We start from the raw sequence: 24084 nt of genomic DNA, 5'->3' as shown, positions 1-24084 counted from the left end.
TGATTAATTATTGGAGAAGATAACCTGATTAAATGCTTCTTGGCTAGGAAATATTTCAAATATTTTATCCATATTAGTTAGTTCAAATAATATCCTGACTTGCTCGTTAATCGAGCAGATAACAAGTTTAGTATCTGCTGCCCTTAAGGTTTTGAACGCTAACACTAAAGCTCCCAAACCTGAACTATCCATAAAAGTTACATCTTGAAAATCAACTAATACAATTTTCACACCAAGTTCGAGAATTTTAGTAATATTTTGCCGAAATTCTTGTGATGTTGTGGCGTTCAAATTTCCACTGAGTTTAATAACTTTCACTTGTTCTGTCATAATTATTTCACGTTGATTTGTGCAAATGATGTTCTGATTTTGCTATTATATACCGATGATAGAAAATTTTAAGATGCTGAAAAAATGCAAAATAAAATTATTTATATATTGATCGGTTTTTCGCTCGTTTAAATTTCTAACTCAGTCATGGATAACTATTTAAGCTTAATTGTTGATAGAATCCAAAGCGGCGATTGCTCCAGCAATTGTCCAGAAAAAATATCACTAACAATTACTCAAGTTTTCGGTATTTAACATCAGATTGATTGTTGAATATATTGGTTTTTGACAATTGACTAATCATGATAATAACTAGCATCTAGGTTTATTTATGTTTATTTACTTACATAATTGAACTAATTCAGGTCTGGATTCGAGAACCTACAGGCATCATCTCTACTGTTTTAGTATTCCCTATGTCTGTTATTTCTCAACAAATAATACCAAAAGTGAGAAGTTATGTTTATAACTCCTCATTCCTACGTTCTAATTCCTGACTTTCTCAAACAGGACTCACTTTGGCTCTATGAAGTAGCTTGTCACCTTGAAGGTAACCAGTGTAGCGCACCTTGACTTTTTCACCAGGTTGTGAACTACCGTCCATCAATTGGTGTAATTGAGGATCGTAAAGTACTTCTGCTCCCACTGATGCGATCGCTTCTACTCCCCACGCCTGTAAAAGTTTTTCGAGGGGTTTCTGCACCAACGGGACTATTTTGACTGCTGCTAGCTCTGGATTTTCCTGAGCTTTGTGTGCTGCTGTTGGCCATTGCAATAATAAAGACTCCAGCAGTTGTAGAGTTGACTGCTGGAGTTCTTGTAATAATATTTCTCGCTGCTGTTCTAGTTGAACTTGCAAGCGATCGTACTCAATTTTAAAATCTGCAATTTCTTGTAACAATTCTTGTGTAGGTGCTACAGAATTTTGTAATAATTCTACAGATGAAAAATTTTCGATTAATTCATTCAATGATATTTGTAGCACTGGCGACAACTTCAGCAGCACATCTACCCGCATCTGCTCTAGTTTTCCTTGCCGTAACCGCAAAATTTGACGTTCTGAGACACCAGCAGTCCGACTCAGCGCTTTAAAACTAGAAATACCCACTCGTTGCATTAAATTTTGTAACTTTTGGGTGCAATTAATATTGGGCATGGGGAAATTGGGAATTGGGTACTGGGGATTGGGTATTGGGTATTAAGAGTTAAAAGAATTATTTCCTAGTCGCCAGTCCCCAGTCCCCAGTCCCTATTCCTATTCTTCCAGCAAACTTCTCAACATCCAAGCAGTCTTTTCGTGTACTTGCATCCGCTGAGTCAATAAATCAGCGGTAGGTTCGTCGTTAACTTCGTCCACCACGGGGAAAATAGACCGTGCAGTTCTAACTACGGCTTCTTGTCCCTCCACTAGTAACTGGATCATTTCCACAGCTTTAGGAACTCCAGGAGTTTCTGGAATCGAACTTAGTTTGGCATATTCGCTGTAGGTTCCTGGTGCAGGATAGCCAAGCGCTCTAATTCTCTCAGCAATTAAATCAACTGCTAAGGCTAATTCTGTATACTGGGTCTCAAACATCAGATGCAATGTTTGGAACATTGGCCCGGTCACATTCCAATGAAAATTATGAGTTTTCAGATACAGTGTGTAGGTGTCAGCTAACATCCGAGATAATCCCTCGGCAATTTTAGCCCTACTCGCCTCGTCAATGCCGATATTTACATTTTTGACTGTTACTTTCGATGACATAATTTTCTCCTAATTAGGTTATATGTAATTGGGGAGTGGGCATTGTGCATGAGGCATGGGGCATTGATTGCGCGTTAGGAGTTAGGAGTTAGGAGTTATTCTCCCCCTGCTTCCCCTGCCCCTCCCGCCCATGCCCTATGCCAAGTGCATCTTCAAAACGCTACGGGGTGCTTTACGAACTCTGGCTAAAACGGTTTCTTTGCCTAAACGCTGGCAAGCTTCATACCGATGGCAACCAGAAAAGCCATAATATTGTCCATCTACTTCTAGGACATCAATTGGTTCTTGCTGCCCAATCTCCGCAATCGATTCCATTAAGGCTTGTACTTTATTTGGATCGTTTGCACGGGGCAAAGGGCGTTTAATCTGATTTAATGGAATTTCTTGGACTCTAACCATAAGGAGTTTATCAACTAGTTCTGTTTTATGACTTTAAATAAATCATAATCGTTATGACTTTGCTTTGCAAGGCATATTCGGGGCAAAATTGGTAATGGTATCATTGAAGCACTCATGCGACAAAAAGACCGCGCTACAAAACAATTGGAAAATAAGCTCCAACGCCGCATTAAGGGGCAGAATACGCCCGAGTACTTGCTATCGTTTCTCTACGAGAAGTTGCACGAACGCTATCAGTTAGCCATGAAATTTTCGTTTTGGCGTTTTTCCTACACTGTGGTGGCAACATTTAGCTTATTGGGACTGACTGCTGCATCAGGACCTGAGAGCAACATCCAGGATGTAGAACTAAAAATTGGGATTGTGCAGCGATTTGGTGCCGAACCAACAAGGAAGCTGCAACTGGAACCGACAAAAGGCGATCGCTTAAAGCTAAAATTTCAAACGGGGAACAAGCAGCAAATTGTGGTTACTAATAACCCTGTGAAGCTGGAAACAGTCGTCCAAAGTTTACCCCAGTCAGCAGTTCAGGAAGTGTTAGTTTTAGGCACATATCGCACCTTTGAAAATGCGGAAGATAGTGCTAATAAATGGCGTTCTCAGGGAATGGAAGTGGAAATAGCCCAGCCAGAACGCTGGCAGGTTTGGGCGAAACGGGATGTTTACAGAACTCCTTTGCTGCGGCGCTTGCTATTGCAGAACATCCAAGCTACCACCCAAGAAAAAGTATATCTTGATACTAAGATTGTCAAACAAGTGCCGCAAGTGAGTTGGGTAGTGGATGGTAAGCGCTACAGCCAGAATGATGTGGAAATTAGCACTGATAAAAACTTAATTCGCGTGAATAAAAGCGAAAGATCAGAGAATGCTCGTCTTTATGCAGGACGGCTAAATTTACAGCCAAATGCTTATGGTACATACACTTTAGTGAACGAAGTACCCTTAGAAAGTTATTTGCGTGGGGTTGTGCCTTATGAAATAGGTACAGATGCAGCAACATCAGCCCTAGAAGCTCAAGCAATTCTTGCTCGGACTTATGCCTTGAGAAATTTACGTAGGTTTGCTGCTGATAACTACCAGTTATGTGCCGATACTCACTGTCAAGTTTATTATGGGCTAAATGGAGCAGCCACTAAAACAGATCGAGCGATCGCTGCAACCAGAGGTGAGGTACTAACTTATAAAAACGAACTGATAGACGCCTTGTATTCTTCTACCACTGGTGGTGTTACCGCCTCCTTCAGCGATGTTTGGAATGGTGAGGATCGTCCTTATCTACGCCCTGTAATTGATGCGCCTACTAGTCTTTGGAACTTATCTAAGCAAAGTTTAGCTAATGAAAAGAACTTCCAAAAGTTTATTAATATGCAACAAGGATTTAATGAAAGTAAATGGGATATGTTCCGTTGGCGCAAAGAAACCCGTTTAGAGGACATCATCAAGGACTTGCAGAAATTTTTGCAGGTAAAAAATAGTCCTTATGCCAAATTTAAGACAATTCAGGCTATGGCGGTAGTGAAGCGAAGCCAGAGTGGACGGATACTCGAACTTGCTGTGAAAACTGACAATAGCACCTTTGTTCTCCACAAAGACGAAGTTCGCAGTGCTTTTGCTGCTCCCACAAGTACACTTTTTTACATAGAACCTTTGAATAAAGGCAAAACAGAACTGTGGGGATACGCCTTTATTGGTGGTGGATTAGGACATGGAGTCGGCTTGAGTCAAACTGGCGCTCAAAATCTAGCTAAGCTAAGTTGGTCTAGTCAGAAAATTCTGCAATTCTATTATCCGGGTACTGAGATTAAAATTCTCAATAAAGAGATTAAGCTTTAAGCCGATCATTAAGTAGTCCGGCGTAAAAATTTGTTTTTGGGATCAAGCAGGAGGAAGGAAGAGGGTTTTAGCCTAGCTTACTTTATTCAGATAGTTTGTTATAGTACCCACATACTCATTTGTTAGATTTGCTCTAGCAAATACCGCATATCTCAAAATAACAGCAAAAAGCGTTTAAAAAATGTACCAATTTTGCATGATGAGGTAAAAAGTAAAAGAACCGTAGTGCTAACACCTACGGCTTGGGAAAATATTAAAACTGAAGCACAAAGACATAGAAAAGTTTGGACGGCGAATAAAAGCACCTGCGGGTTACCCTTGTGTCTGATAGCTAGCGGCTTACAGACCACAAAGTATCCGAGCAAATTCTTGTGAGAAAGGGTACACACCGTTAGGAGATCGAGTATTTGTCCTAGATGGGCTGCTTTTATTATTTTAAGATCGTTAACTCTTGCAAGAGGTTTATTGTTCAGCCGCCTAACTTTTAGTAAAGTTCTTCTTCTTTGTGAGTTTCTATTGTGACATCAGAAGTTGGGTAAGCAACACAGGTTAGTACATATCCAGCTTCTATCTGATCGTCATCTAAGAATGACTGATCGCCTTGATCGACAGTACCTGATACCAGTTTACCTGCACAGGTCGAACAAGCACCAGCGCGGCAAGAGTAGGGTAAGTCAAGACCGGCTTCTTCGGCAGCGTCTAAAATATATTCATCATCAGGAACTTCAATCGTTTTGTTCAGCCCTTCAGCCTCGTTGATTAGTGTGACTTTAAAAGTTGCCATTAGTAATCCTCTCTTTTTGAAACGGCAGTATAAGTTATGCTAAAGCAAATTCTACGGCTCTTCTTATGGGATTAGCCGCCCTTTTAAATTTGCTTCAATTCTGATACTACGAGAAAAATTAAAGGATGTGACCGTAAATTGACCCCGATTAGTAATGAAATTTAGTTAACTCATACCGATAAGTTTTATTTATGTATTTCTAGCTGTAATCAGGCTGCGATCAGAAAAAACTATCTTCTAAATCAGAAGGTAAGTGGAGAGTGGGCAAACTAATCGGCATTTAAGTTGGATAAAAGTAGGGCTGAAGCCCTTACTACAAGCTAATCATTCGGGAAAAATGAATGATGATTAACCTGAGTTCGGCATAAGGAAAGGGACAGGTAGTAAGCTGAAAATAACGTCAAATCCAGCACCTATCCTATGTTTAGTTTAGATCGCGAAGCTTACCGTTCGCCAAGCGTCTCCAAGAGAAGGTATCGCGGATATGTTTCTCTGAAACTAGCCGATCAACTTTTACAAGACTTTGGCATTCAATTTTTTGCCAAACCCCTGTTTTTTCTCCATTTTTTCAAAGGGTATGTACCCTCTAACCTTTATATAACTTGGTTTAGCGATGATTGTCACCCCTTAAAGTCAACTGATATGTGTTCTAGATTTGGTAATCTTTTGCCAATGAGTGCTGGTCGCCCCATAGTACTTCAAGGTCATTGCCCCCACTGATTCAAAGAATTAGTGGTGCTTCTAGGTGGCGGGAAGATTAAATTGAGACCCGTACTCAAACGGAAATAGGGGCAGATATAGCAGTGCAATGTTGCGATCGCTATATTGCACACCATTTACTACATCACCCTGTAAAATTCAAAGCCTCTCTCCTTAAAGGAAGAGAGGTCAGAATATATTGCATACAAACGATAAGCTCTATGTGATAATAATGAGCACAAACAAGAAAATTATACTTTGATGGATAAGTGAAGATTTAATTTTCTGGAGAGAACAAAAAATCTTGAATTACTTCTAAAACAACTGCTGGGTATTCTTCATGTAGTCCCAAAGAACCAGGAATGACGACGCTTTTTACTCCAGGGAATGCTGCCAACACGTTCATTTCTTCTCGTGATTTTGGTGGGCTAGATTCTCCAATTACTACCATGAGTGGTACGGTTAAAGACTCTACAATTTTCAGAAAATCGGATTGCTGGCGTACAGCATCGAGATTGCCAGTTACAAAGGCAGCAGAAGCAAATCGCGCTCCTGGTTGTTGAGTCGTCTGCCATTTTTTCTCGATGAAATTGGGTGTAAGTTTAGCCGCGTCAGTGAAGACATGACGGCGGTACATAAAATTTAAGAAAGATTGGGTAGTGTTGAGTTTGTAGAGAGCTTGACCAAGTATGGGCGATCGCACTAATTCTTTCACCATACCAGCTATCTGCTGACTTGCCCCCATTGTTGGCAAAGGTCCACGCCAAGTAGGAGCTAACAAAACAATTCGCGAGAAAGCACCAGGCTGTTTCAGAGCTAATTGTAAGACGTAACTAGCAGCATGACCAGCGGCGATCGCAGTAATTGGAGTATTAAAAACAGCTTTGACAAAATCCCCTAGAAATTGCTGATATATTTGGGGTCGATAATTTAAACTAGGGCGAGAAGATTCCCCAAAACCAGGCCAGTCTAAGGCTATAACTTGAAAATGAGGAGCTAGTAATCTAGCTAGTTCGCCCATTTCCAAACGCGTCGAAACAGTGCTAAAAGCTGGTAATAGCAATAGCGGCGAACCTTTACCAAGGGTTTCATAAACAACCCGCAACTGCTGATTTTCCCAACTCCACAGATATTCTTGAACTACTCCACCAAATCCAACAGCAGTAGAGTTAGATAATAAATTGGTTGACATGAGACGAAATTTTACTAGTTGTATGTTACTTGTATTTTGTCATTAGTCATTAGTCATTATATTACCCAATACCCAACGCCCTATGCCCCATTTTCAAATTTAGTTAGGTACATCTAACTTACATTCCAAGGCTTTCTTTTGCATGGTTTTAAAAATGTTGTAAAATCCATTTGCACGGGAAGGTGTGAGGCTAACATTTAAACCTGTTTCTTGAATAAAATCTGGAGTAAGTTGCACAATTTCGGTTGGCGTTAGTCCATTCAAACCTTCAACCAAAAGCCCTACTAATCCTTTGGTTAACTGAGAATCAGAATCACCCTGAAAGACAACTTTACCATCATCTAAGGCTGCTGTGATATAAACTTGAGAAACGCAACCAGGAACTTTATTGTCGGGTAATTTATCAGCTTCTGGGAACTCATTCAGCTTTTGACCATACCAAATTAGCTGTTCGTAGCGACGCTTCGGTTCCGAAGCGCGCTGAAAGCGCTGGACAATTTTAGCGAGTGCAGGTGGCAAAGAATCTAGAGTTGAAGACATAACAGAAGCTGGAAATAATCGGTATTATCTTGAGTGTAAATTATCTTTAGAGCGATGCCTACGGTGGGCTGCGCCTAAGCGCCTGTACTTTACCTTGAGCGTATCACCCAACCCTAACATTCATTATTCACCAGAGGTTGTCAAATTTAGGCAATAAATGCGATCGCATAAACATTAATTAAATTTTTTTTATCTGTGTAATCACAAAAACTTCATTTTTTTCTGACTAGTACACTACGGCGGAAATAAACAGAACCTTTACACAATCATAATTACTAATTACGTTAGCAAGTCTTCTCTCAACCAAGGGCGAACGAGCATTATTACGAATTACACCTTGTGTTACTAGTAGTCTACCAACCCAAAAATGCTAAGTGAGGACTGGGGAAAGGGGTAAGAGATTTAAACCCTTTCCCCTTTCCCCCTTACCCTTTACCCCGCAAAGTTCACTTGGCGAACTACTAGGCTTTGACAGCAAGTCTATAGAAGTTCCAACTGTATCAATATAGACTTTTTGCTATTACGTAAGTGAGAAGAATGTATAAAACTGATGTGTCTTTTGATGCAAGAACATTTGTCATCTAGAGTACATACATTACAGCGTTTTTCAATTATTTTGTAGTGGTTCTCCAGTTCGGATACTCTACTCAATGTCAGAACTAATTGATTAATTAGAGTCGTTCAAATGTACTACTATTTATTTTAGCCTCAATCAGGTTTAGCGACAAAAAAGCCATCAAGGAGGCTGATTATATTAAGTAGTAAGAATAAGTGTTAAATATTGATGCAAAATACAGTATTTTCTTGAATTGGCTTCGGAAATTTTCAGATTATATTTTCAATCATTAATAAATTTCAGGAGCAAATCAGGTGTTTACTTCAACCTTACTCGCTGCTGCAACCGCCCCCCTGGAATGGAGTCCTACAGTTGGGCTGATTATAATTCTCGCCAACATAGTTGCCATTGCCTTTGGTAAATCTACCATCAAGTATCCTAATGCAGAACCAGGACTACCATCAGCCAATTTATTTGGTGGTTTTGGTTTACCTGCCTTATTAGCAACTACCGCCTTTGGTCATATCTTAGGGGTAGGCGTTGTTTTAGGGCTGCATAACCTGGGCAGAATTTAGGTTCTTACCTAAGCTAGCCCTTATTTGATGATTCTTTTGTCTCCAGCTTTGAGCCAGATAAGTAAGTCTCTGGCTCTTTTTTATTGAATACTAAGTTTTGGTATTTCGTGAAATAGTACTAAGGTAAGCTGTTAAGCATTTAATTTGTACAATTTACCTGATGACTGATGACTGTTAACTGTCAACAGTCAACGACCATCAAGAGTGTTTATATAATTTAGACGCGCATCAGCTTATAAGTATCTAAGTCTTAACAAATGTCCACTCTAGTACCTTGATAGGGGCTTTTTGTAGTGCTTGAGTTAGTTCGGCATTGCTCTCAAATTTTACCTGAGAGAGGTCGCAAGCTTCGACATTGACGGTGAATTGCTCGTCTTGGAAAGGCCAAAGTTTGACAACAACCAAGCGATCGCTGCGTTGCATAATGTCATAGCGGCGATCGTCAGGACCTTTGCTAATTTCTAAAAAGCGCTCATCAGCAGGTAATTCTTGCTGACAGAGGATCAGAGAAAGGCGATCGCACCATTGCATAAATGCATAAGCTGCATCAACTTCTTCCTTTTTAATACCTAGTTCCTTGCGCCAAAGTTGCTGATTTTCAAGTTGCTCATCTAAAAGTTTGTCTAGTTCTGAAGACTTACCTCGGCTTGGCTCATTTAAACGGCTAATATGCATAGAAATCAATAAAGCCACCCACCGTCCACGGTAAAGGGCATTCTTTGCCAAATTAGCATTTTTATGAATACCATCTTCTAGATCGCTGTCTGACATCAGGGTGAAGTCCCTTGGCGCACCACCTTCAGTAAGATTATCCTCTTCCCACTCTTTTTCTAAGTCATCATGATGAGAAATTGCAGCTATTGTCTCATATAATCTGACTGGTGTATCTTTAGGTCGCCATTGTCCTGCTAATTGAGCAGCTAACAAAGCATGGGCACGATGATAGATGATTTCCCAACCATTTTGCGTAGCGTTGACAACCACAAATTAATCTCCCGATTCACAGGTTTCATTTTTGAATTGAATTAATTTCTGAAGTCAAAAATATCGCTCTGACTTTTTCTCTCTGGCTGAATATTTATGGCCATTGATAGGGGCGCACACCTGTGCGCCCCTATACTGTCTCAATACTGCTCGGTTAAGAATATTCGTAGGTTAGGTTGAGGCTTTGCGAAACCTAACAAACCCTTGAAAATTTTGGGTTTCGTTCCTCAACCCAACCTACACATTTTTATTTTTTAGGCTTAACCGAGCAGTATTGTATACTGTCTTACATCAAAATTAATATCAGCAAATATTACTCGGCAATTATTCAGCTTTCAAGAATCTGCCAAAAAATATTTACCTTAAATTAACTGATATCTAACTGCAACCTAGCGAATTAAGAGTGACTTTCTAATGGATTAGCAATGTATTTGAATGTTGGCTCAGAATTCCAAGGACCACGCTCATCTTTACCATCACCATTTGTAGATAGGTTGTAGTAGAGAGCGACAGTTTCATCCGGCTTAATGTTACCAAAGAATGGATCTGTTAACTTACCAAGCGAATCTAGAGCCTTCATAAACATCTGGGTATGTGAAATTTCCCGTGTTAGAAGGTGGACTAAAGTCTCTTTAGTTCCTGAATCGGTTGCTAACTTAATCAACTCTTCGTAAGTCTGACGAGCGCCGGCTTCAGCTGCAATATTAGCTCTCAAATCACGTACTACATCTCCGCCTTCATTCAAGTAATTTGCAGTCCAAGCGTTACCCTGACTATCTAGAAAATGAGGTCCAACACCTCGGATTGCAAAAAGAGTACTTTTAAAGGCCTCGGTTTGGTCGCTATTCTTAGTATGAGCTTCAATAAGTTTCCCAACCATTTCTAAATGTCCAAACTCCTCGATCGCGATATCTTGGAGCATGTCTTTAATTCCAGCATTTTCGACGTGGAAAGATTGAACCCAATATTGCAAAGCTGCGCTAAGTTCTCCAGTAGCTCCACCAAACTGCTCTAGAAGTAACTGAGCAAAACGAGGGTTTGCCTCATTAACATTTACTACGTGTATAGGGTCTTTTTTGTGAAAAAACATAGATTTACTCTTCCAAAAAATGATGTTACAAAATTGATGAACTGATTTATTGTCTTCTAGTCTTTTTACAGGTTCATCTAGCTAATCTTAAGGTTCAATACCTTCTAAGCTATAAGACTAGAAGACTAATAAAATTTAGTAGTCTTCTGATGATTAATAACTGACCATAAGCGATTATGCATTGCTATTTCTTCTGATTAATCCCCAGAGATAAATAGCAACAATTGCACCAATGACAGCCACTAAAATACCAGGAATAGTCAAACCAGCACCAGCAGCAGTAAATTGCAGGGTTCCTGTTCTTAGCAAAGTAAACAAAGTTCCACCAACGAAAGCACCGATGATACCTAAAATCATTGTGGAAAGAATGCCACCGCCTTGATAACCAGGATAAACAGCTTTAGCGATCGCACCTGCCAAAAGTCCTAAAACTATCCAAGCAATAATACTCATAATCAATAGTTGCCTCACAAATCTGACTTGTATCTAACTTATCAACTCAGATTCCCAATTATTTCTACCACATGGGATAAATGCTCAATCCAAAAGTTAGATAAAAAATCACATCAAGATTGCCTAATTATTAACCCTTTTATCATAAAAATCGCCAATAAATTTTATTTATTAAATCAACAAATTTGCCCTTATTAAATATATATAATCTAACCCTAGACTTATGAGCTACATTACTGAGTGATTAAATACTATAACTTAATTAAATTCTACTTTTTTATATCTATCTTAAGACGTAATCATCTTATCTAACTTTCTAGAGATGTATAAAAAATATGTACTGCATTTGAATAAACATCACTAACTGAATCTACTCCCATGAAATAAAAATCAGAACCATTTATTTTTATTTTTTCAGAGCAATAAAAGAGCATTTAACACTTAATATCTGCATCTGCATGAAAATTGAGATACACGATTTCTCAAAGAAGTCGTGTATCTGAATAACTGATAATTTTACATTGCAGCTTTTTTAAATGGCGCGAGAGAATTTTGAATCTCGCTTTCTTGTATGAGTGTCAAATATGACGGCAATATTTCTTACTAGTAATCTACCAATGTCTGTGATTTGGATGTTATTTTTTGATAAACTAACCAAACCATCTGCTTCTAGTGGTTGTAAAGCCTCTAGTTCGTCAGAAAAATATTCATCAAAATTGATATGATATTTATTTTCGATGTCTTGCTTATGCAGTTGGAAATGAGACATAATACCCATGATTGCATCCCGTCTGATAATATCATTTTGAGTAAGTTTAATACCTTTACTGATAGGTAAAGCACCCGATGCAAGTGTCTGATAATAATCCTTTAATTCTTTGTGGTTTTGAGCATATGCGTCTTCTAGCATACTGATGGATGTGGCACCAAAACCAAAGAGTTCTGTTTCTGCGTGGGTAGTATAGCCCTGGAAATTGCGCTTCAGAGTACCATTGCGTTGAGCGATCGCTAATTCGTCATTAGTTTTCGCAAAATGATCCATTCCAATAAATAGATATTGGTTATTCGTCAATTCTTCAATTGTCATTTTCAGAATTTCTAACTTTTCTTGGGCTGGAGGTAGTGCTTCTTGAGGAATATTTTTTTGAGTCGGTTTCATCCAGGGTACATAAGCAAAGTTAAAAACAACAATTCGGTCAGGGTCTAATTCAATAGTCTTTTTCACCGTCTCCTGAAATGTATCGCGTGTTTGATAAGGTAAACCATAAATTAGGTCTACATTCACACTTTCAAACTTAGCTTCTTTGATCCAACTCATGACATCAAACAACATTTCTTCAGGTTGGACACGATTTACAGCTACCTGAACTTGACGATTAAAATCCTGAATGCCAAAACTAATGCGATTAAATCCAATCTCTCTCAGAAATAAAATGTAATTTCTATCGATGTAGCGAGGATTAATTTCAATTGAGATTTCTGCTTGTGAATCAATAGTAAAGTAACGATTGATATTTTTCCATAAAACTTCTACTTGATCGCGTTCCAAGTAATTAGGAGTACCGCCTCCCCAGTGAATTTGCAGTACCTTTCTTTCCGAATCAATTAAGGCTGCGGTGTTTTTGATATCTTGAACCAAATACTCTAAGTAAGGTTCAGCAATTTTCTTGTTATTAGAAATTACCGTGTTACAGCCGCAGAAATAGCAAGCACTTTGACAAAAGGGTATATGGAAATACAAAGAAAGAGGAGTTTTGCGTTGATTTGAAGCAGCGATCGCTGCTTTAAAATCAGTTTCGGTGAATGTTTCGTTTAACTCTGTAGCGGGTGGATAGCTGGTATATCTGGGTGCGCGAGTATCATACTTTTGAATCAGATCTAGATCAAATTTGACACCAGGTAATAGAAAAACCATTGAGTTACTTTCCAATGAATGTGTGAAGAGAAGGGGGTAGAGACTGAGGCGGAGGAGTAATCACCAATGACAAATCACAAATAACTGTTATTCCAGGTTTATATATAGACCCCAGTTATTTTGATTTGTCCTAAGATTATTTAACTATTTAATTTTATATATAGCAATTCTAAATCAATTGTTAAAAATTACAGTTGTTGATATCTTGAACATAAATAGTAGTCATAAAGTGCATAATTAATCGTTGTGCATAAATTCTGGCAAATTGAATTGCATTAAGTTAAACTAAAATAAAACTATCTCTTTCAAGGTTTTGTAATTTACCAGAAATTATAATAATCCGACTTGTAAACAAGAAACTCCCCGACTTCTGTAAGGAAGTCGGGGAGTTGAGTTTTTAGCAGATGTAAATTACTTCCTAACTATGTTTATTGCCCAGTAGGAAGCTTCAAGCCCCGACGCTCAAGAATTTGCCGCACCTGTGGGCTGGGATTGTAGTTATAGCCATAGGAGGAGTTCTCAGAGTCATCCATAATTTGAGGTGTGAGCAATACAATTACCTCATTGCGCTGGTTTTGTCTGTTTGTACTTCTAAACAGCGAACCAATTAGCGGTAAATCACCTAAAATGGGAATTTTGGATACAGTTGTTCGGTCTGTGTCTTGAATAATCCCTGAAAGAATGAGTGTTTGACCGTCTCGCAGACGAATCATCCCAGAATTGAGGGAGCGTTCAGATACCAGAAATATTGTTTGGCTACTACCTGAAACATTTAGCACAGCTGAGGATTGGGGTGCTTTGACGACAGGAGCTACCGATAGAGAGACAAAACCGTTGTCGTCAATCCGATCGATTTTAACAGCTAGAGTTAAACCCACATCTGTTTTCTCAGCTGTAATTGTTTGTGTAGAGGTCCCATCGCCACGAGTGGTTTCACTCTTAATATTTCCTACCACTTCTTGGGTCAGCTTGACATTAGCCTGTTGACCTTCTTGCACAATTAAGGTTGGATCGGTCAAAATCTTCGCATTACCATTTGTGACTTGAGCTTGTAAGCTAGCAAGAAGACGTTTGGGGAACTGGTATATAGTGGGTAAGCTGTATGTTGTTGTTGAAGGGGTTGTCGTGGTTTGCTGCTGATACTGAGTCGGTAAACCAGTATTAGGATCAATCGCACTTGGCACAATTTGAGTTGTACTTGTTCCTGGTGTAAATGCTGTAATACCTGGTTGTTGTGGATTAGAGTTTGCACCAGCAGTAGCTGTTCCTGTACTTGGGTTTATAAAAATATTTGAGCTACTCAGTGGATTAGTAGTTGTAGGTGTACTAGTCACACTGTTTGCTACTTCGGTACTAGTAGCTGGTCTGGAACCACCAAAATTCAGAGATGCGGCACCACCATCATTGCTAAAGTAGTTGTTGCCAATTCCAAAAGAAAAGCTGGTGTTGTAATCTTGGGTATTCAAAAGATTAACATCAATAATCTTGACGTTGACTACGACTTGACGACGGCGGATATCAAGCTGAGTTAATTGAGCCATTGCCATCTCAACTAGTCTGGGAGGACCGATCAAGGTCAGAGAATTAGTGCGTTCGTCTCCTAATGCCTGTAAGCCTCTCAGTAATGGGCTAGAGTCTTTAAAATCAACGCGTTGAGTTTCAACTCTGTTTTCCGTGGTCGTCTGAGTTTGGGTGACAGGCGCAACTCCAGTACCCACAGCTACGGCGCTAACGCTAGTAACTTGTCGTTCTCGGCTAACAGCAGTTTCTGCTCCCAAGCCGACTAAAAAGTTTAGGGCGACTCCTACCGTTACCTGATTAAGTCGCAGGTTACGCATAACCATGTCACGAGTCGAATTAGGTAGTTTAGGCCCTACAAAAACTGTGCGATTACTGCGGTTAGCTTCTAAACCACTCAAGCGCAAGACGTAGTTAAACACATCTTGCACTGGTTCGTTTTCTATATCTAAAGATATGGTTTGAGAAACTGCTGGTGTATTAGCACCACCAGCAGCTTGATCGCCTCCGATATAAGCCAAGTTCAAATTAGCAGCACGCGCAAGAAGTGACAAAACCTCACGCACTGGCGCATCTCGCAATACTAAACGGGGTACACGTTCTTGAGTTCCTAAGTCAATGGTGCTAGGAGAAGCATCAGTAGCGGAAATAGCAATATCTCCGACCGGTGGGGCTACGGCTCTAGGTAAGAAAGGTGGAGCCTGACTCAAAGGTTGTCCTGGTCCAGCGGCTTGTGCAGGTTGTCCGTCAATGGTGACTTGTGGGTTAGGAACGAGAACACCTGAATTTTGACCAGATTGGGCTGGAGTTGTAGCAGGGGGTGCTGTTGATGTTGGTGCTGTGGGTGCTGGCGTGGTTGGTGTTGGTGCTGATGCTATAGTGCCTGGCGATGGGCTAAAGCTGAGGGTAATTCCATTTTGCGATCGCACCAAGGGTTGACTGCTAGGTACGTTATTGCTGCCAGTCACCGTCACGCGAACGCTATTAGCATCAAGTTGACTAACTTCAACGGAGGCAATTCCAGGGGCTGGACTATCTTGACGAAAACTATTGCCTTGTGGTAATCGTAATTGAGTATTAATAATATCTGCAACTAAAGCTTTACCTCTTTTTGTTGTGAAAACTTGAGGACGTGACCCTGAAGAAGTTTTCAAAACAACGCTAACTCCATCATTAGCTGGATTTAACTGTACATTAGTAACTTGAGCAATTTGTGCCCAAGCTGGTTGAGCTGCCAAAAAGACAAAAGCGGCAGTACCTAATATAAAACTATTACCGTGAAGTTGTTTCACAGTTCATTCCTCACCTAAATAAAACCTTGTTTACAAACAATTTTCAGTAGTTAAATCGGCGGTTAGAAACCGCGCCTACTAAGCAAAATCTACCTTTGTGGGTTTCAAAACGGGAATTTTTCCTCAGTCCACAGTGGCTAACTTTGCCTATATAACCGCGAATTGCATTGGCCGAGGATCTTCACTTTTTCGGGGCAGCTTTAGCTGCCGCTGCTGCTATTTCTTCTGGACTAAGTGGCATCAATACCTGTAACTGGAATGATGTATTAATCGCTGCTGGTCCTACTTGCACCGATGTTTTATCTGCTGGGGATCTTGATTCGGCTGGAGCCAAAATTGCTTGATAATCTTTAACTATTAACAAAGGCTGTAACCGCTCAATGTTACGAATTATTGATTGTGTTTGTTCGTAAGTTCCTGTAATTTCGGCACTAATAATACTGCGTTGCAGTTTGCCGTCAACCTCTTTTCCTAGACTGCCATCAATAATCGGTTCTGGTTTTGGGGAAATTGGCACAAACTTATTCAGTTTGGCTTTCACTCCACTAATCGGAGTTTGAGCATTGCCAGATTCAACTAAGCGGTTCACATCTAACAGCAATGTATCCAAAGTTTTTTCATTAGCAAATAAACCCAAAACCTGAACTTTTTGCTGTTTTGCTTGTGCTAGTTCCTCTTTAACCTTGTCAATCTGTTTGATATTAAGTTTCTTTTGCTCAATTTGCCCTTGGAGTTCCGAGATTTTGGTTTGTTGTTGCTGATAGCTTTCCCAAGCTGGCATCAGTAAGTTTAACAAGATATAACCTGCTCCCGCTAAACCAAGTACCCCTACCAAGATGCCAATAATTTTTGGTGTAAAAGCAACACCAAATAGCATAGGGGATGCTGGGGTTGCCCCATCAAGTTCTCCGGCATGTTCGGCAAAATTTAAATCATCACTCAGCGTCATTTTGGAATGACTCCTGTTTGTTGCATAGTACGAATTCGAGCTACTAGTCCCACTGTGCCTTTTTTCTCCAACTCCCGAATTAATTCCGAAGCTGGAACATTATTCATGATCGATTGAATAGTGTATTTAACGACTTGTGGAGGCTTAATTGTGACACCAGGAGCCGATGAAGCCAAACCTGATGTTATGGGAGCATCTACTAAGGTTGCCGTCAGAATTCTAGTTTCAGAGGACTTTAAGAACTGAGACTGTTGTAGACTCAATAAGAAATCGTTGACATCGTTAAAGGAACGAGCCAATCCGGTAATTTCTAATCCTCCAGCGGGATTATTTGGTGGCTGTCCTTCTGCGACTGTAATCGGTGGGATTTGCCTAAAGTTTTCAATTTGTACTGCTGCTGGAATGCGATCGCGCAAATCTTGCAACATTGCAGACCAAGGACGAATTTGGTCAAATACAGTGACTAAAGATTGGGTTTGCGCCTTAATAGCACTCGTCTCTGTCTTGATTTTATTCAGGTTTTCGATTTGTGTATCTAAGCTCTTGCTTTCTTGATCTAGTTGTGATACCTTACCCTCCAATTCAACACTCTTCCCTTGTAATAACCACCACCCAACTCCTAATAAAGCTGGAAGACTTATACCTACTGCAACTCCGATATACATTGGTGTTAAATTGCCTCCAGGAAGGCTTAGTCCTATGCCTCCCTTTTTCTCAGGCTTTTTTTGGTAGGCTGGGCGGTCTTTAAGAAAGTTGACATCCAAGCTGTACATTTTCTCACACCTCCCGCATTCCTAAACCAAGTACGATCGCCAACCCAGAGCGTTGTACTTGTGGATATTTCTCGCTGTCAACTTCCAAAGACAAAGCCCCGATTGGATCTATTTGGCTAGTTGGCAAGCTCAATCTTTGAGTAAAGAATTCATCTAACTGTTGGAGTCCACCTCCGGGTCCAGCTAATAAAATCTGCGCCACCTCCAAATTTTCACTTTGATTGAGGTAAAAATCGATGGAACGGCGCAATTCATCTGTCAGTTCTCCCAATACTCTCAATACCGCTGCCATACCAGGATTGAGTTCGGTGACACCGGTTTTGCCTCCGTCTATGGGAGTTGGGGTAATAACCATTCCCTGTAACAGTTCCATATCTCGTGATGTGGGTAAGCTCATTGCCCTAGCGAGGGCAGTTTGCATTTGATAAGTCCCGATTGGGACTGTGCGCGAAAATTGTGGCACTCCGTTAACGATGATGGCAATTTCTGTACTATCGAACTCGATATCAACTAGTACTGCTGCTTCTTGCGGGCCAAATTGTCGCAATTGATCGCGAATAGTCCGAATTAGAGCAAAACTGTTAATTTCTAAAACATCTATTTGTAATCCTGCCTGTTCAAATGTACTGATATAGGTATCTGTTATCTCCTTGCGGGTGGCAACTAGGAGTACATGTACTTTTTCAATGCCATCTTCATCTACAAAATACCCAAGTTTCTGATAATCTACATCAGCCTCTTCACGAGGATAGGGTAAATACAAACCTGCTTCATGGTTTAGCACCATTTCTCGCAGTTCTTTGTCATCTAACTCTGCTGGCACTGGTATTATCCGAACGATGGAATCTCGTCCTGGCACACCAGTAGCAACTCGAGAAGTTTTGATTTTGCTTTCAGCTAGCGCTTGCTGGATTAATTGCGCCATTGCTGCGGGGTCGGTGATTTGTCCATCGGTAACTATGCCTTCTGGAACAGCTACCGATGTAAAGGTTTCTAGTTTCAAGCCTTGACGCTGCTTGCGTAGCTGAACTACATTCACCCGTTCGGGAGCAAGTTCAATGCCGACCCCTTTATTTGATTTGCCAAACAGACTATTGAAGCTTTTAACCACAGTTGTGCCCGCTGGACTGGTAAATTGAAAATTTAAATGATACTAAGAGACTGACTTGGTGCTAAGTAATTTATTTAGCCTATAATCTCGACAATTCTGACTAAGCTTTTCACACTGATCAAGCGTAAAAATACTGGTAATATGATTGAATTACGAAAATTTAAACAACTGACTGTTCTAGCATTGCTTGGTTTATTAACCAGTTGGATTGTAAGTTGCAGCACAGGTAATGTTAGTACAAACACAAAACAGACTACTTCGGGAGCGGCAACTGTTGAGTTTTGGACAATGCAACTCCAACCTCAATTTACTGACTACTTCAAAAGCCTAATAGGGAATTTTGAATCTCAAAATCCAGGTATAAAGATTAATTGGGTTGATGTACCTTGGGCGGCAATGGAGAACAAAATATTAACAGCTGTCTCAGCAAAAACGCCACCAGATGTTGTTAACCTCAATCCCGGTTTTGCTTCCCAACTTGCAGGGCGAAATGCTTGGTTAGATTTGGACACAAAAGTTCCAAATGATGTCCGTTCCTCCTATCTACCGAATATCTGGAAAGCAAGTATACTTAATGGCAAGAGTTTTGGAATTCCTTGGTATCTCACCACACGGTTAACCATTTATAACACTGATTTATTAAAACAGGCAGGTATCAATAAACCACCTGCGACCTACGCAGAATTAGCACAAGCAGCGCAACAAATTAAAGATAAGACAGGGAAATATGCCTTTTTTGTGACTTTCGTACCGCAAGATTCCGGGGAAGTGCTGGAATCTTTTGTGCAAATGGGAGTTAATCTCATAGATGCTGATGGTAAAGCAGCATTTAATTCACCACAAGGAAAAGCCGCATTTCAGTATTGGGTAGATTTGTATAAAAAAGGGTTGCTTCCTAAAGAGGCTTTAACCCAAGGACATCGCCATGCGATTGATTTATACCAATCTGGTGAGACTGTACTTCTCGCTTCTGGACCAGAGTTTCTGAAAACCATCGCAAATAATGCCCCAAAGATTGCTCAAGCGACGGGAGTAGCACCTCAACTGACTGGTGACACAGGCAAGAAAAATGTCGCGGTAATGAACATAGTTATTCCCCGCGATACTAAACAACCAGACGGCGCTGTGAAGTTTGCTTTATTTGTCACCAATGACGAAAATCAGTTAGCTTTTGCTAAAGCTGCAAATGTCCTACCTTCTACAATCAAAGCATTGTCTGATAGTTACTTTAAAGATATTCCAGCTAATGCTTCAATCATAGAAAAAGCGCGAGTTCTAACTGCTAAGGAACTACAACACGCAGAAACATTAACCCCTACTTTAAAGGATTTCAACAAGCTGCAAAAGGCAATTTATGAGAACTTGCAAGCAGCAATGCTAGGCGAGAAAACAGTAGATAAAGCTGTAGAAGATGCGGCGCAAGAGTGGAATAATAGATAAATTCGTAATTCGTAATTATGAGTTACGAATTATGTTGGTTGGTGTTTGATAAAAAATCGCCTACTAAATAAAGGGAACCACACACAACAATTAAATCGTCTGTGGTGGCTGTTGAGGTTGCAGTTTGTAGTGCTGTGAATAAATCTGGGTGTATTTGGCGATCGCCTAATTCTGGACAGAAGTTGTAAGCTAGGTTTGCTAATTCCTCTAAATCGGCGGAAGTTCTTCCTGGCCAAGACTCTACTGTTATTGGGACTAAAAAAAGGCGATCGCCTGGCCGCAATAAAGCAGCAAAAATATCAGCATGATCCTTATCCGCCAACATTCCCATCACCCAAGTAATGGGTTTGTATTTAACTGCTTCTAAGCTATCAACATAATCGCGTAGTACTTGGGCGGCAGCGGTATTATGAGCGCCATCAAGTAATAATTTATGATTGTTCCAAGTAGTCCATTGCATTCGCCCCGGCCATCGAGTTTTTGCTATGCCGTTAATTATGGCTTCTTCAGAAATTTGCCAACCTGCTTGTTGGAGAATTTCCACAGTAGCTAAAGCCAAAGCAGAATTAGTTAACTGAATTTGTCCCGCTAAGGGTAACGGATATTTAATTGATTTTGAATTTTGAATTGTTTGATATTCTGCATATCCTGTTGCGATTTCACGGGCGGGTTGAGGCGTAAAAATCGGGCATTGTAATTCTACAGCACGCGATCGCACCACATCTTGGGCATCTGCTGGCAATGACCCAACTACAACAGGACATCCAGGTTTTAAAATACCTGCTTTTTCTCTAGCAATGTCAGCGAGAGTGGGGCCAAGTTGTTGCCAGTGTTCCCGACTGATGGAAGTGACGATTGTCACCAAGGGTTGTAAGCAGACGTTGGTAGCATCCAAGCGCCCTCCTAATCCAACTTCTACCACAGCTATATCAACTTGCTGCTGGGCAAAATATAACCAAGCAGCCGCCGTAATTACTTCAAATTGAGTTGGCGATTCGTCATTAGGAAGAATCGCGGCTTGTACTTGTTCAAATAATTGGCTCAATTCTTCAGAAGAAATTGGCTGTTCATTCAAACAAATACGTTCCGTCCAATCGACTAAATGGGGGGAAGTGTAGCGTCCTGTACGATAACCAGCCTCAGTTAGTATTGAGGAAAGGTAAGCACAGACCGAACCTTTGCCATTAGTCCCAGCAACGTGAATTATCGGGACATGATGATGGGGATTGCCAAGATTTGCCAATAGATTGACAATGCGATCGAGTCCCAGATGGACACCAAAGCGTTGAAGGGGTTTTATTACAGAATCGATATCCACAGAAGGGGGGAGTAGGAGAGTGGGGATGCGGAGAATACAAATAACCAATCACAAATAAAACCGACTGTCCCCGTAAAGAGAAGCAGTCGGTTGAACAGTAAGGATATTGACCCTAATTTAAGCTTCTCTATCTAAAAAGCCTTGAACTTGTCTTAAAGCCGCAGCACCAATATTAAACACTGCCCAGCCGGCAGCAATGGCAACTGGCGCTAAAACGATCGCAATGCGAAAATCGATATCCATATCTAGAACCCCTCTTTTAAGTAGAAATTAAAGTTTTGTCAACAGGTCTCATTTTTATTTTTAGCTGAAGTGGGCAATTTTTCCCAACCCATATGTAAAGAATGTTTAAATTATGGGGCATTGGGCAAAACAGTTCTGAGTGCTGAGTGCTGTTAGCGGATAGCTAAGGTTTAGCCCGTGCTTAGTGCTGAGTTTAAGAGTTTTATTTATCTTCTTGTCCCCAGTCTCCAGTCCCCAGCCCCTTCCACCTTCCCTAAGCCTTGCTAAAGCCAATATCAGTACCTTTTCCTGCATGAACTAAAGCTAACTTTTGGTAACGCTTAGCATGTTCAATAAGTTCAGCGGCTTGAACTTCTGTTACTTGGCGCTGTACTTTGCCAGGAATACCAACAACCAAAGATAAAGGGGGTATATCCTTGGTTACCACTGCACCGGCGCCAATAATACTACCAGTACCCACTCTTACCCCATCTAAAATCACCGCGCCAATACCAATCAAACTTCCACGCTCAATGTAAGCGGAATGTACTACAGCGCGATGCCCTACGGTAATATGATCTTCTAAGATTGTTGGAAAACCAGGATCGCTATGTAAAATTGCCCCATCCTGAATATTCGTGCATTCGCCAATCACAATGCGTTCAACATCTCCCCTAACTACTGCTCCATACCAAATGCTCGCCCCTGCTGCTATGTTTACCGAACCCATAACAACGGCATTGGCTGCGATGAAAGCAGCCTGAGAAAAATCAGGAGATGTCCAGTAAGATATGGTAGACACGATAGAATATAAATTATGGTACCCAGAAATACTGGAACTCCAACCTTTGAGGCTGGTTGCACAACCAGGATATCACAGCGTCAAGCCTCTAGGTTGAGGAGTGCTGAGTTGCCGGAATTTACATCGGCTAACCAACTTCTGTAACCTCCGGTATGGTAGAGCCAAACACTTTCTACCAGAGGCTGTGTTAACTTGGACTCCCTAACGCTACGCTATCACCAAAAGCAGACGCTCAGAGTTCTCGGAAACCGCCGCTCTGACTTCTCAGTGAGTGCTGAGTTTAAGAAAAAACTCATTACTCAGGACTTATTTGTTGAGGTAGCAGTGAGTAAATACCCCAAATTGGCAAAGCCGAAGTGTATAATTCAAACCACTAGTGCCAGTGAAGACAAAATTATGTTTGTACGCACTTCATGATGAATCCAGGCTTGCAGTACCCGATGTTTGGACCTGAAATACAGTGTCCCCACTGTCGTCAGACCATTCCAGCGCTGACACTAACAGATACCTATTTATGTCCGCGTCATGGCGCTTTTGAAGCTAACCCGAAAAATGGAGAGTTAATTCATTTGCAATCGGGACGTCATTGGCGTAGGTGGAATAATGAATGGTATAGGCAGCATACTCATCCTGATGGTATTCGGTTTGAAATTCACGAAGCATTAGACAAGCTGTATACCCAAGGCTATCGAGCAACACGAGTGATTATTGCTCGACGCTATCAGGAATTAATGAGTGGCTATTTGGAACGCAGTACACCTTGGCGTTCTGGACAGCCAGAAACAACAGCTGCGCGGCTTTATGGGTTACCCGTAGAGTTTAGTCCTGAATCCCCGGAAGATCCTTGTTGGGAAGTCATTAATTTTGACTTGGAAAAAGAGCCTGGTGTCCCTGTGCGCTACCCTTATTTCAGATTGTTTGAGTAATGGTGAGTGCTGAGTGCTGAGGGAGAAAGAAGTAGTAATTGCACTCAATTAAAGAGTTTTCAACCCTTAGAATTTAAGTGTCAGGTCTTACTCAGCACTGTTTACTTAGCACTCAGCACTAATTTCTTATGCACCACGCTTCTATTCGGACAGCCAATATTCATCGAGCGATCGCTTTCTACGAACATTTAGGGTTTACAATTTCGGAACGCTTTACTACAGGCTACACCCTAGCTTGCTGGATGGAAGGATTGGGGGGCAGAATTGAATTGATCCAAATTCCTGAACCAAAACCAGCCCCAGACGCATTTGCTGATGAACATTATGTGGGCTACTATCATCTCTCTTTCGATTTAACTGAGATGACACCAGATTTATCTAGCTGGTTGACAAATTTACAAGAACGTGTGTTGTTGGCAAATGGGAGTCAAGCAGCAGAATTACAACCCTTGAAGGTATTATTAGAACCGACACAACAGCAAGTAGGCGATCGCATTTACGAAGTCGCTTTTATCGCCGATACTGATGGCTTACCTTTAGAATTCATTCGAGTTTTAGCAAAAATCCCATAATTTAGCTTTTTTAGTAACTTTATTGCTAATATATTCTTTTTCTGTCTTGTTACCCAGATGACAG

24 protein-coding genes are annotated in these 24084 nt (G+C 40.7%); 6 read left to right on the top strand and 18 right to left on the bottom strand.

The features are described from left to right. Positions 1–3: 3 nt before the first annotated feature. From ACFG4S_RS13045 to ACFG4S_RS13030, 4 genes are all read right to left on the bottom strand, one after another. Entirely contained in the window at positions 4–330 is a 327-nt protein-coding gene (locus tag ACFG4S_RS13045; protein WP_392535205.1) for an STAS domain-containing protein, read from the bottom strand. Positions 331–832: 502 nt separating this feature from the next. Continuing rightward, positions 833–1486, bottom strand: a complete 654-nt coding sequence (gene grpE, locus ACFG4S_RS13040) for a nucleotide exchange factor GrpE (RefSeq protein ID WP_392535204.1) — start codon at positions 1484–1486, stop codon at positions 833–835. A gap of 99 nt (positions 1487–1585) precedes the next feature. Then, positions 1586–2077, bottom strand: a complete 492-nt coding sequence (locus ACFG4S_RS13035; protein WP_392535203.1) for a Dps family protein — start codon at positions 2075–2077, stop codon at positions 1586–1588. A gap of 135 nt (positions 2078–2212) precedes the next feature. Further along, a complete protein-coding gene (locus tag ACFG4S_RS13030) occupies positions 2213–2476 on the bottom strand; it encodes a ParB N-terminal domain-containing protein (RefSeq protein WP_012410090.1) in 264 nt (87 codons plus the stop codon). Between the two features lie 114 nt (positions 2477–2590). On the opposite strand from ACFG4S_RS13030, the gene ACFG4S_RS13025 reads away from it, so the two are divergent. Then, a complete protein-coding gene (locus ACFG4S_RS13025; RefSeq protein ID WP_392535202.1) occupies positions 2591–4309 on the top strand; it encodes a SpoIID/LytB domain-containing protein in 1719 nt (572 codons plus the stop codon). A gap of 484 nt (positions 4310–4793) precedes the next feature. On the opposite strand, the gene ACFG4S_RS13020 is transcribed toward ACFG4S_RS13025, so the two are convergent. Beyond that, positions 4794–5093 (bottom strand): ferredoxin, encoded by a 300-nt coding sequence (locus ACFG4S_RS13020; protein WP_392535201.1) that lies wholly within the window; start codon positions 5091–5093, stop codon positions 4794–4796. A gap of 420 nt (positions 5094–5513) precedes the next feature. Here ACFG4S_RS13020 and ACFG4S_RS13015 point away from each other — a divergent pair, with 420 nt between their 5' ends. After that, complete coding sequence (locus tag ACFG4S_RS13015; protein ID WP_392535200.1) at positions 5514–5813, top strand: hypothetical protein; 300 nt, start codon at positions 5514–5516, stop codon at positions 5811–5813. Positions 5814–6069: 256 nt separating this feature from the next. Here ACFG4S_RS13015 and ACFG4S_RS13010 read toward each other — a convergent pair whose 3' ends face one another. Both ACFG4S_RS13010 and ACFG4S_RS13005 read right to left on the bottom strand, forming a co-directional pair. Continuing rightward, positions 6070–6984 carry an alpha/beta fold hydrolase gene (locus tag ACFG4S_RS13010; RefSeq protein ID WP_392535199.1) on the bottom strand — a complete coding sequence of 305 codons (915 nt, stop codon included), beginning with the start codon at positions 6982–6984 and terminating at the stop codon, positions 6070–6072. A gap of 99 nt (positions 6985–7083) precedes the next feature. Continuing rightward, entirely contained in the window at positions 7084–7524 is a 441-nt protein-coding gene (locus ACFG4S_RS13005; protein WP_392535198.1) for a SufE family protein, read from the bottom strand. A gap of 870 nt (positions 7525–8394) precedes the next feature. Here ACFG4S_RS13005 and psaK point away from each other — a divergent pair. Continuing rightward, complete coding sequence (gene psaK, locus ACFG4S_RS13000; RefSeq protein ID WP_392535197.1) at positions 8395–8655, top strand: photosystem I reaction center subunit PsaK; 261 nt, start codon at positions 8395–8397, stop codon at positions 8653–8655. Between the two features lie 243 nt (positions 8656–8898). Here the strand turns inward: psaK and ACFG4S_RS12995 are convergent, their stop codons facing one another. The 8 genes from ACFG4S_RS12995 to pilM form a co-directional block, all read right to left on the bottom strand. Next, positions 8899–9639: a DUF3891 family protein gene (locus tag ACFG4S_RS12995; protein WP_392535196.1), complete on the bottom strand. Its 741-nt coding sequence runs from the start codon at positions 9637–9639 to the stop codon at positions 8899–8901. A 397-nt stretch (positions 9640–10036) separates the two neighbouring features. After that, the gene (locus ACFG4S_RS12990; protein WP_392535195.1) at positions 10037–10729 is read right to left on the bottom strand and encodes a manganese catalase family protein; all 693 of its coding nucleotides are present in this window, start codon (positions 10727–10729) and stop codon (positions 10037–10039) included. A 174-nt stretch (positions 10730–10903) separates the two neighbouring features. Further along, positions 10904–11182, bottom strand: a complete 279-nt coding sequence (locus tag ACFG4S_RS12985; RefSeq protein WP_392535194.1) for a GlsB/YeaQ/YmgE family stress response membrane protein — start codon at positions 11180–11182, stop codon at positions 10904–10906. Positions 11183–11714: 532 nt separating this feature from the next. Further along, a complete protein-coding gene (gene hemN, locus ACFG4S_RS12980; protein WP_392535193.1) occupies positions 11715–13097 on the bottom strand; it encodes an oxygen-independent coproporphyrinogen III oxidase in 1383 nt (460 codons plus the stop codon). Between the two features lie 428 nt (positions 13098–13525). Then, complete coding sequence (locus ACFG4S_RS12975; RefSeq protein WP_392535192.1) at positions 13526–15907, bottom strand: AMIN domain-containing protein; 2382 nt, start codon at positions 15905–15907, stop codon at positions 13526–13528. Between the two features lie 181 nt (positions 15908–16088). After that, a complete protein-coding gene (locus tag ACFG4S_RS12970) occupies positions 16089–16856 on the bottom strand; it encodes a pilus assembly protein PilO (protein WP_392535191.1) in 768 nt (255 codons plus the stop codon). Then, positions 16853–17629, bottom strand: coding sequence for a PilN domain-containing protein (locus ACFG4S_RS12965; RefSeq protein WP_392535190.1), 777 nt, complete (start codon positions 17627–17629; stop codon positions 16853–16855). The genes ACFG4S_RS12970 and ACFG4S_RS12965 overlap by 4 nt, the downstream gene beginning before the upstream one ends. A gap of 4 nt (positions 17630–17633) precedes the next feature. Further along, positions 17634–18740, bottom strand: a complete 1107-nt coding sequence (gene pilM, locus ACFG4S_RS12960) for a type IV pilus assembly protein PilM (RefSeq protein WP_392535189.1) — start codon at positions 18738–18740, stop codon at positions 17634–17636. 141 nt (positions 18741–18881) lie between these two features. On the opposite strand from pilM, the gene ACFG4S_RS12955 reads away from it, so the two are divergent. Then, positions 18882–20180 carry an ABC transporter substrate-binding protein gene (locus ACFG4S_RS12955; protein WP_392535188.1) on the top strand — a complete coding sequence of 433 codons (1299 nt, stop codon included), beginning with the start codon at positions 18882–18884 and terminating at the stop codon, positions 20178–20180. Positions 20181–20202: 22 nt separating this feature from the next. Here the strand turns inward: ACFG4S_RS12955 and ACFG4S_RS12950 are convergent, their stop codons facing one another. The 3 genes from ACFG4S_RS12950 to ACFG4S_RS12940 form a co-directional block, all read right to left on the bottom strand. After that, positions 20203–21498, bottom strand: coding sequence for a bifunctional folylpolyglutamate synthase/dihydrofolate synthase (locus tag ACFG4S_RS12950; protein ID WP_392535187.1), 1296 nt, complete (start codon positions 21496–21498; stop codon positions 20203–20205). A 117-nt stretch (positions 21499–21615) separates the two neighbouring features. Then, a complete protein-coding gene (locus ACFG4S_RS12945) occupies positions 21616–21741 on the bottom strand; it encodes a photosystem II protein Y (protein ID WP_392535186.1) in 126 nt (41 codons plus the stop codon). Between the two features lie 253 nt (positions 21742–21994). Then, positions 21995–22522: a gamma carbonic anhydrase family protein gene (locus ACFG4S_RS12940; protein WP_392535185.1), complete on the bottom strand. Its 528-nt coding sequence runs from the start codon at positions 22520–22522 to the stop codon at positions 21995–21997. 413 nt (positions 22523–22935) lie between these two features. Here ACFG4S_RS12940 and ACFG4S_RS12935 point away from each other — a divergent pair, with 413 nt between their 5' ends. Further along, positions 22936–23448 (top strand): TIGR02652 family protein, encoded by a 513-nt coding sequence (locus ACFG4S_RS12935; protein WP_392535184.1) that lies wholly within the window; start codon positions 22936–22938, stop codon positions 23446–23448. A 128-nt stretch (positions 23449–23576) separates the two neighbouring features. Continuing rightward, positions 23577–24020: a VOC family protein gene (locus ACFG4S_RS12930; RefSeq protein WP_392535183.1), complete on the top strand. Its 444-nt coding sequence runs from the start codon at positions 23577–23579 to the stop codon at positions 24018–24020. Positions 24021–24084: the final 64 nt, after the last annotated feature.

It is taken from the genome of Nostoc sp. C117 (assembly GCF_043099735.1).
Lineage (GTDB): Bacteria > Cyanobacteriota > Cyanobacteriia > Cyanobacteriales > Nostocaceae > Nostoc.
The sequence above is the reverse complement of the archived record's forward strand: the minus strand, read 5'-3'. Positions and strand labels throughout refer to the sequence as shown.

Coding starts and splice junctions, on each gene's coding strand:
- ACFG4S_RS13045 (WP_392535205.1), bottom strand. CDS start 330: ATGACAGAACAAGTGAAAGTTATTAAACTCAGTGGAAATTTGAACGCC.
- grpE (WP_392535204.1), bottom strand. CDS start 1,486: ATGCCCAATATTAATTGCACCCAAAAGTTACAAAATTTAATGCAACGA.
- ACFG4S_RS13035 (WP_392535203.1), bottom strand. CDS start 2,077: ATGTCATCGAAAGTAACAGTCAAAAATGTAAATATCGGCATTGACGAG.
- ACFG4S_RS13030 (WP_012410090.1), bottom strand. CDS start 2,476: ATGGTTAGAGTCCAAGAAATTCCATTAAATCAGATTAAACGCCCTTTG.
- ACFG4S_RS13025 (WP_392535202.1), top strand. CDS start 2,591: ATGCGACAAAAAGACCGCGCTACAAAACAATTGGAAAATAAGCTCCAA.
- ACFG4S_RS13020 (WP_392535201.1), bottom strand. CDS start 5,093: ATGGCAACTTTTAAAGTCACACTAATCAACGAGGCTGAAGGGCTGAAC.
- ACFG4S_RS13015 (WP_392535200.1), top strand. CDS start 5,514: ATGTTTAGTTTAGATCGCGAAGCTTACCGTTCGCCAAGCGTCTCCAAG.
- ACFG4S_RS13010 (WP_392535199.1), bottom strand. CDS start 6,984: ATGTCAACCAATTTATTATCTAACTCTACTGCTGTTGGATTTGGTGGA.
- ACFG4S_RS13005 (WP_392535198.1), bottom strand. CDS start 7,524: ATGTCTTCAACTCTAGATTCTTTGCCACCTGCACTCGCTAAAATTGTC.
- ACFG4S_RS12990 (WP_392535195.1), bottom strand. CDS start 10,729: ATGTTTTTTCACAAAAAAGACCCTATACACGTAGTAAATGTTAATGAG.
- ACFG4S_RS12985 (WP_392535194.1), bottom strand. CDS start 11,182: ATGAGTATTATTGCTTGGATAGTTTTAGGACTTTTGGCAGGTGCGATC.
- hemN (WP_392535193.1), bottom strand. CDS start 13,097: ATGGTTTTTCTATTACCTGGTGTCAAATTTGATCTAGATCTGATTCAA.
- ACFG4S_RS12970 (WP_392535191.1), bottom strand. CDS start 16,856: ATGACGCTGAGTGATGATTTAAATTTTGCCGAACATGCCGGAGAACTT.
- ACFG4S_RS12965 (WP_392535190.1), bottom strand. CDS start 17,629: ATGTACAGCTTGGATGTCAACTTTCTTAAAGACCGCCCAGCCTACCAA.
- ACFG4S_RS12955 (WP_392535188.1), top strand. CDS start 18,882: ATGATTGAATTACGAAAATTTAAACAACTGACTGTTCTAGCATTGCTT.
- ACFG4S_RS12945 (WP_392535186.1), bottom strand. CDS start 21,741: ATGGATATCGATTTTCGCATTGCGATCGTTTTAGCGCCAGTTGCCATT.
- ACFG4S_RS12935 (WP_392535184.1), top strand. CDS start 22,936: ATGATGAATCCAGGCTTGCAGTACCCGATGTTTGGACCTGAAATACAG.
- ACFG4S_RS12930 (WP_392535183.1), top strand. CDS start 23,577: ATGCACCACGCTTCTATTCGGACAGCCAATATTCATCGAGCGATCGCT.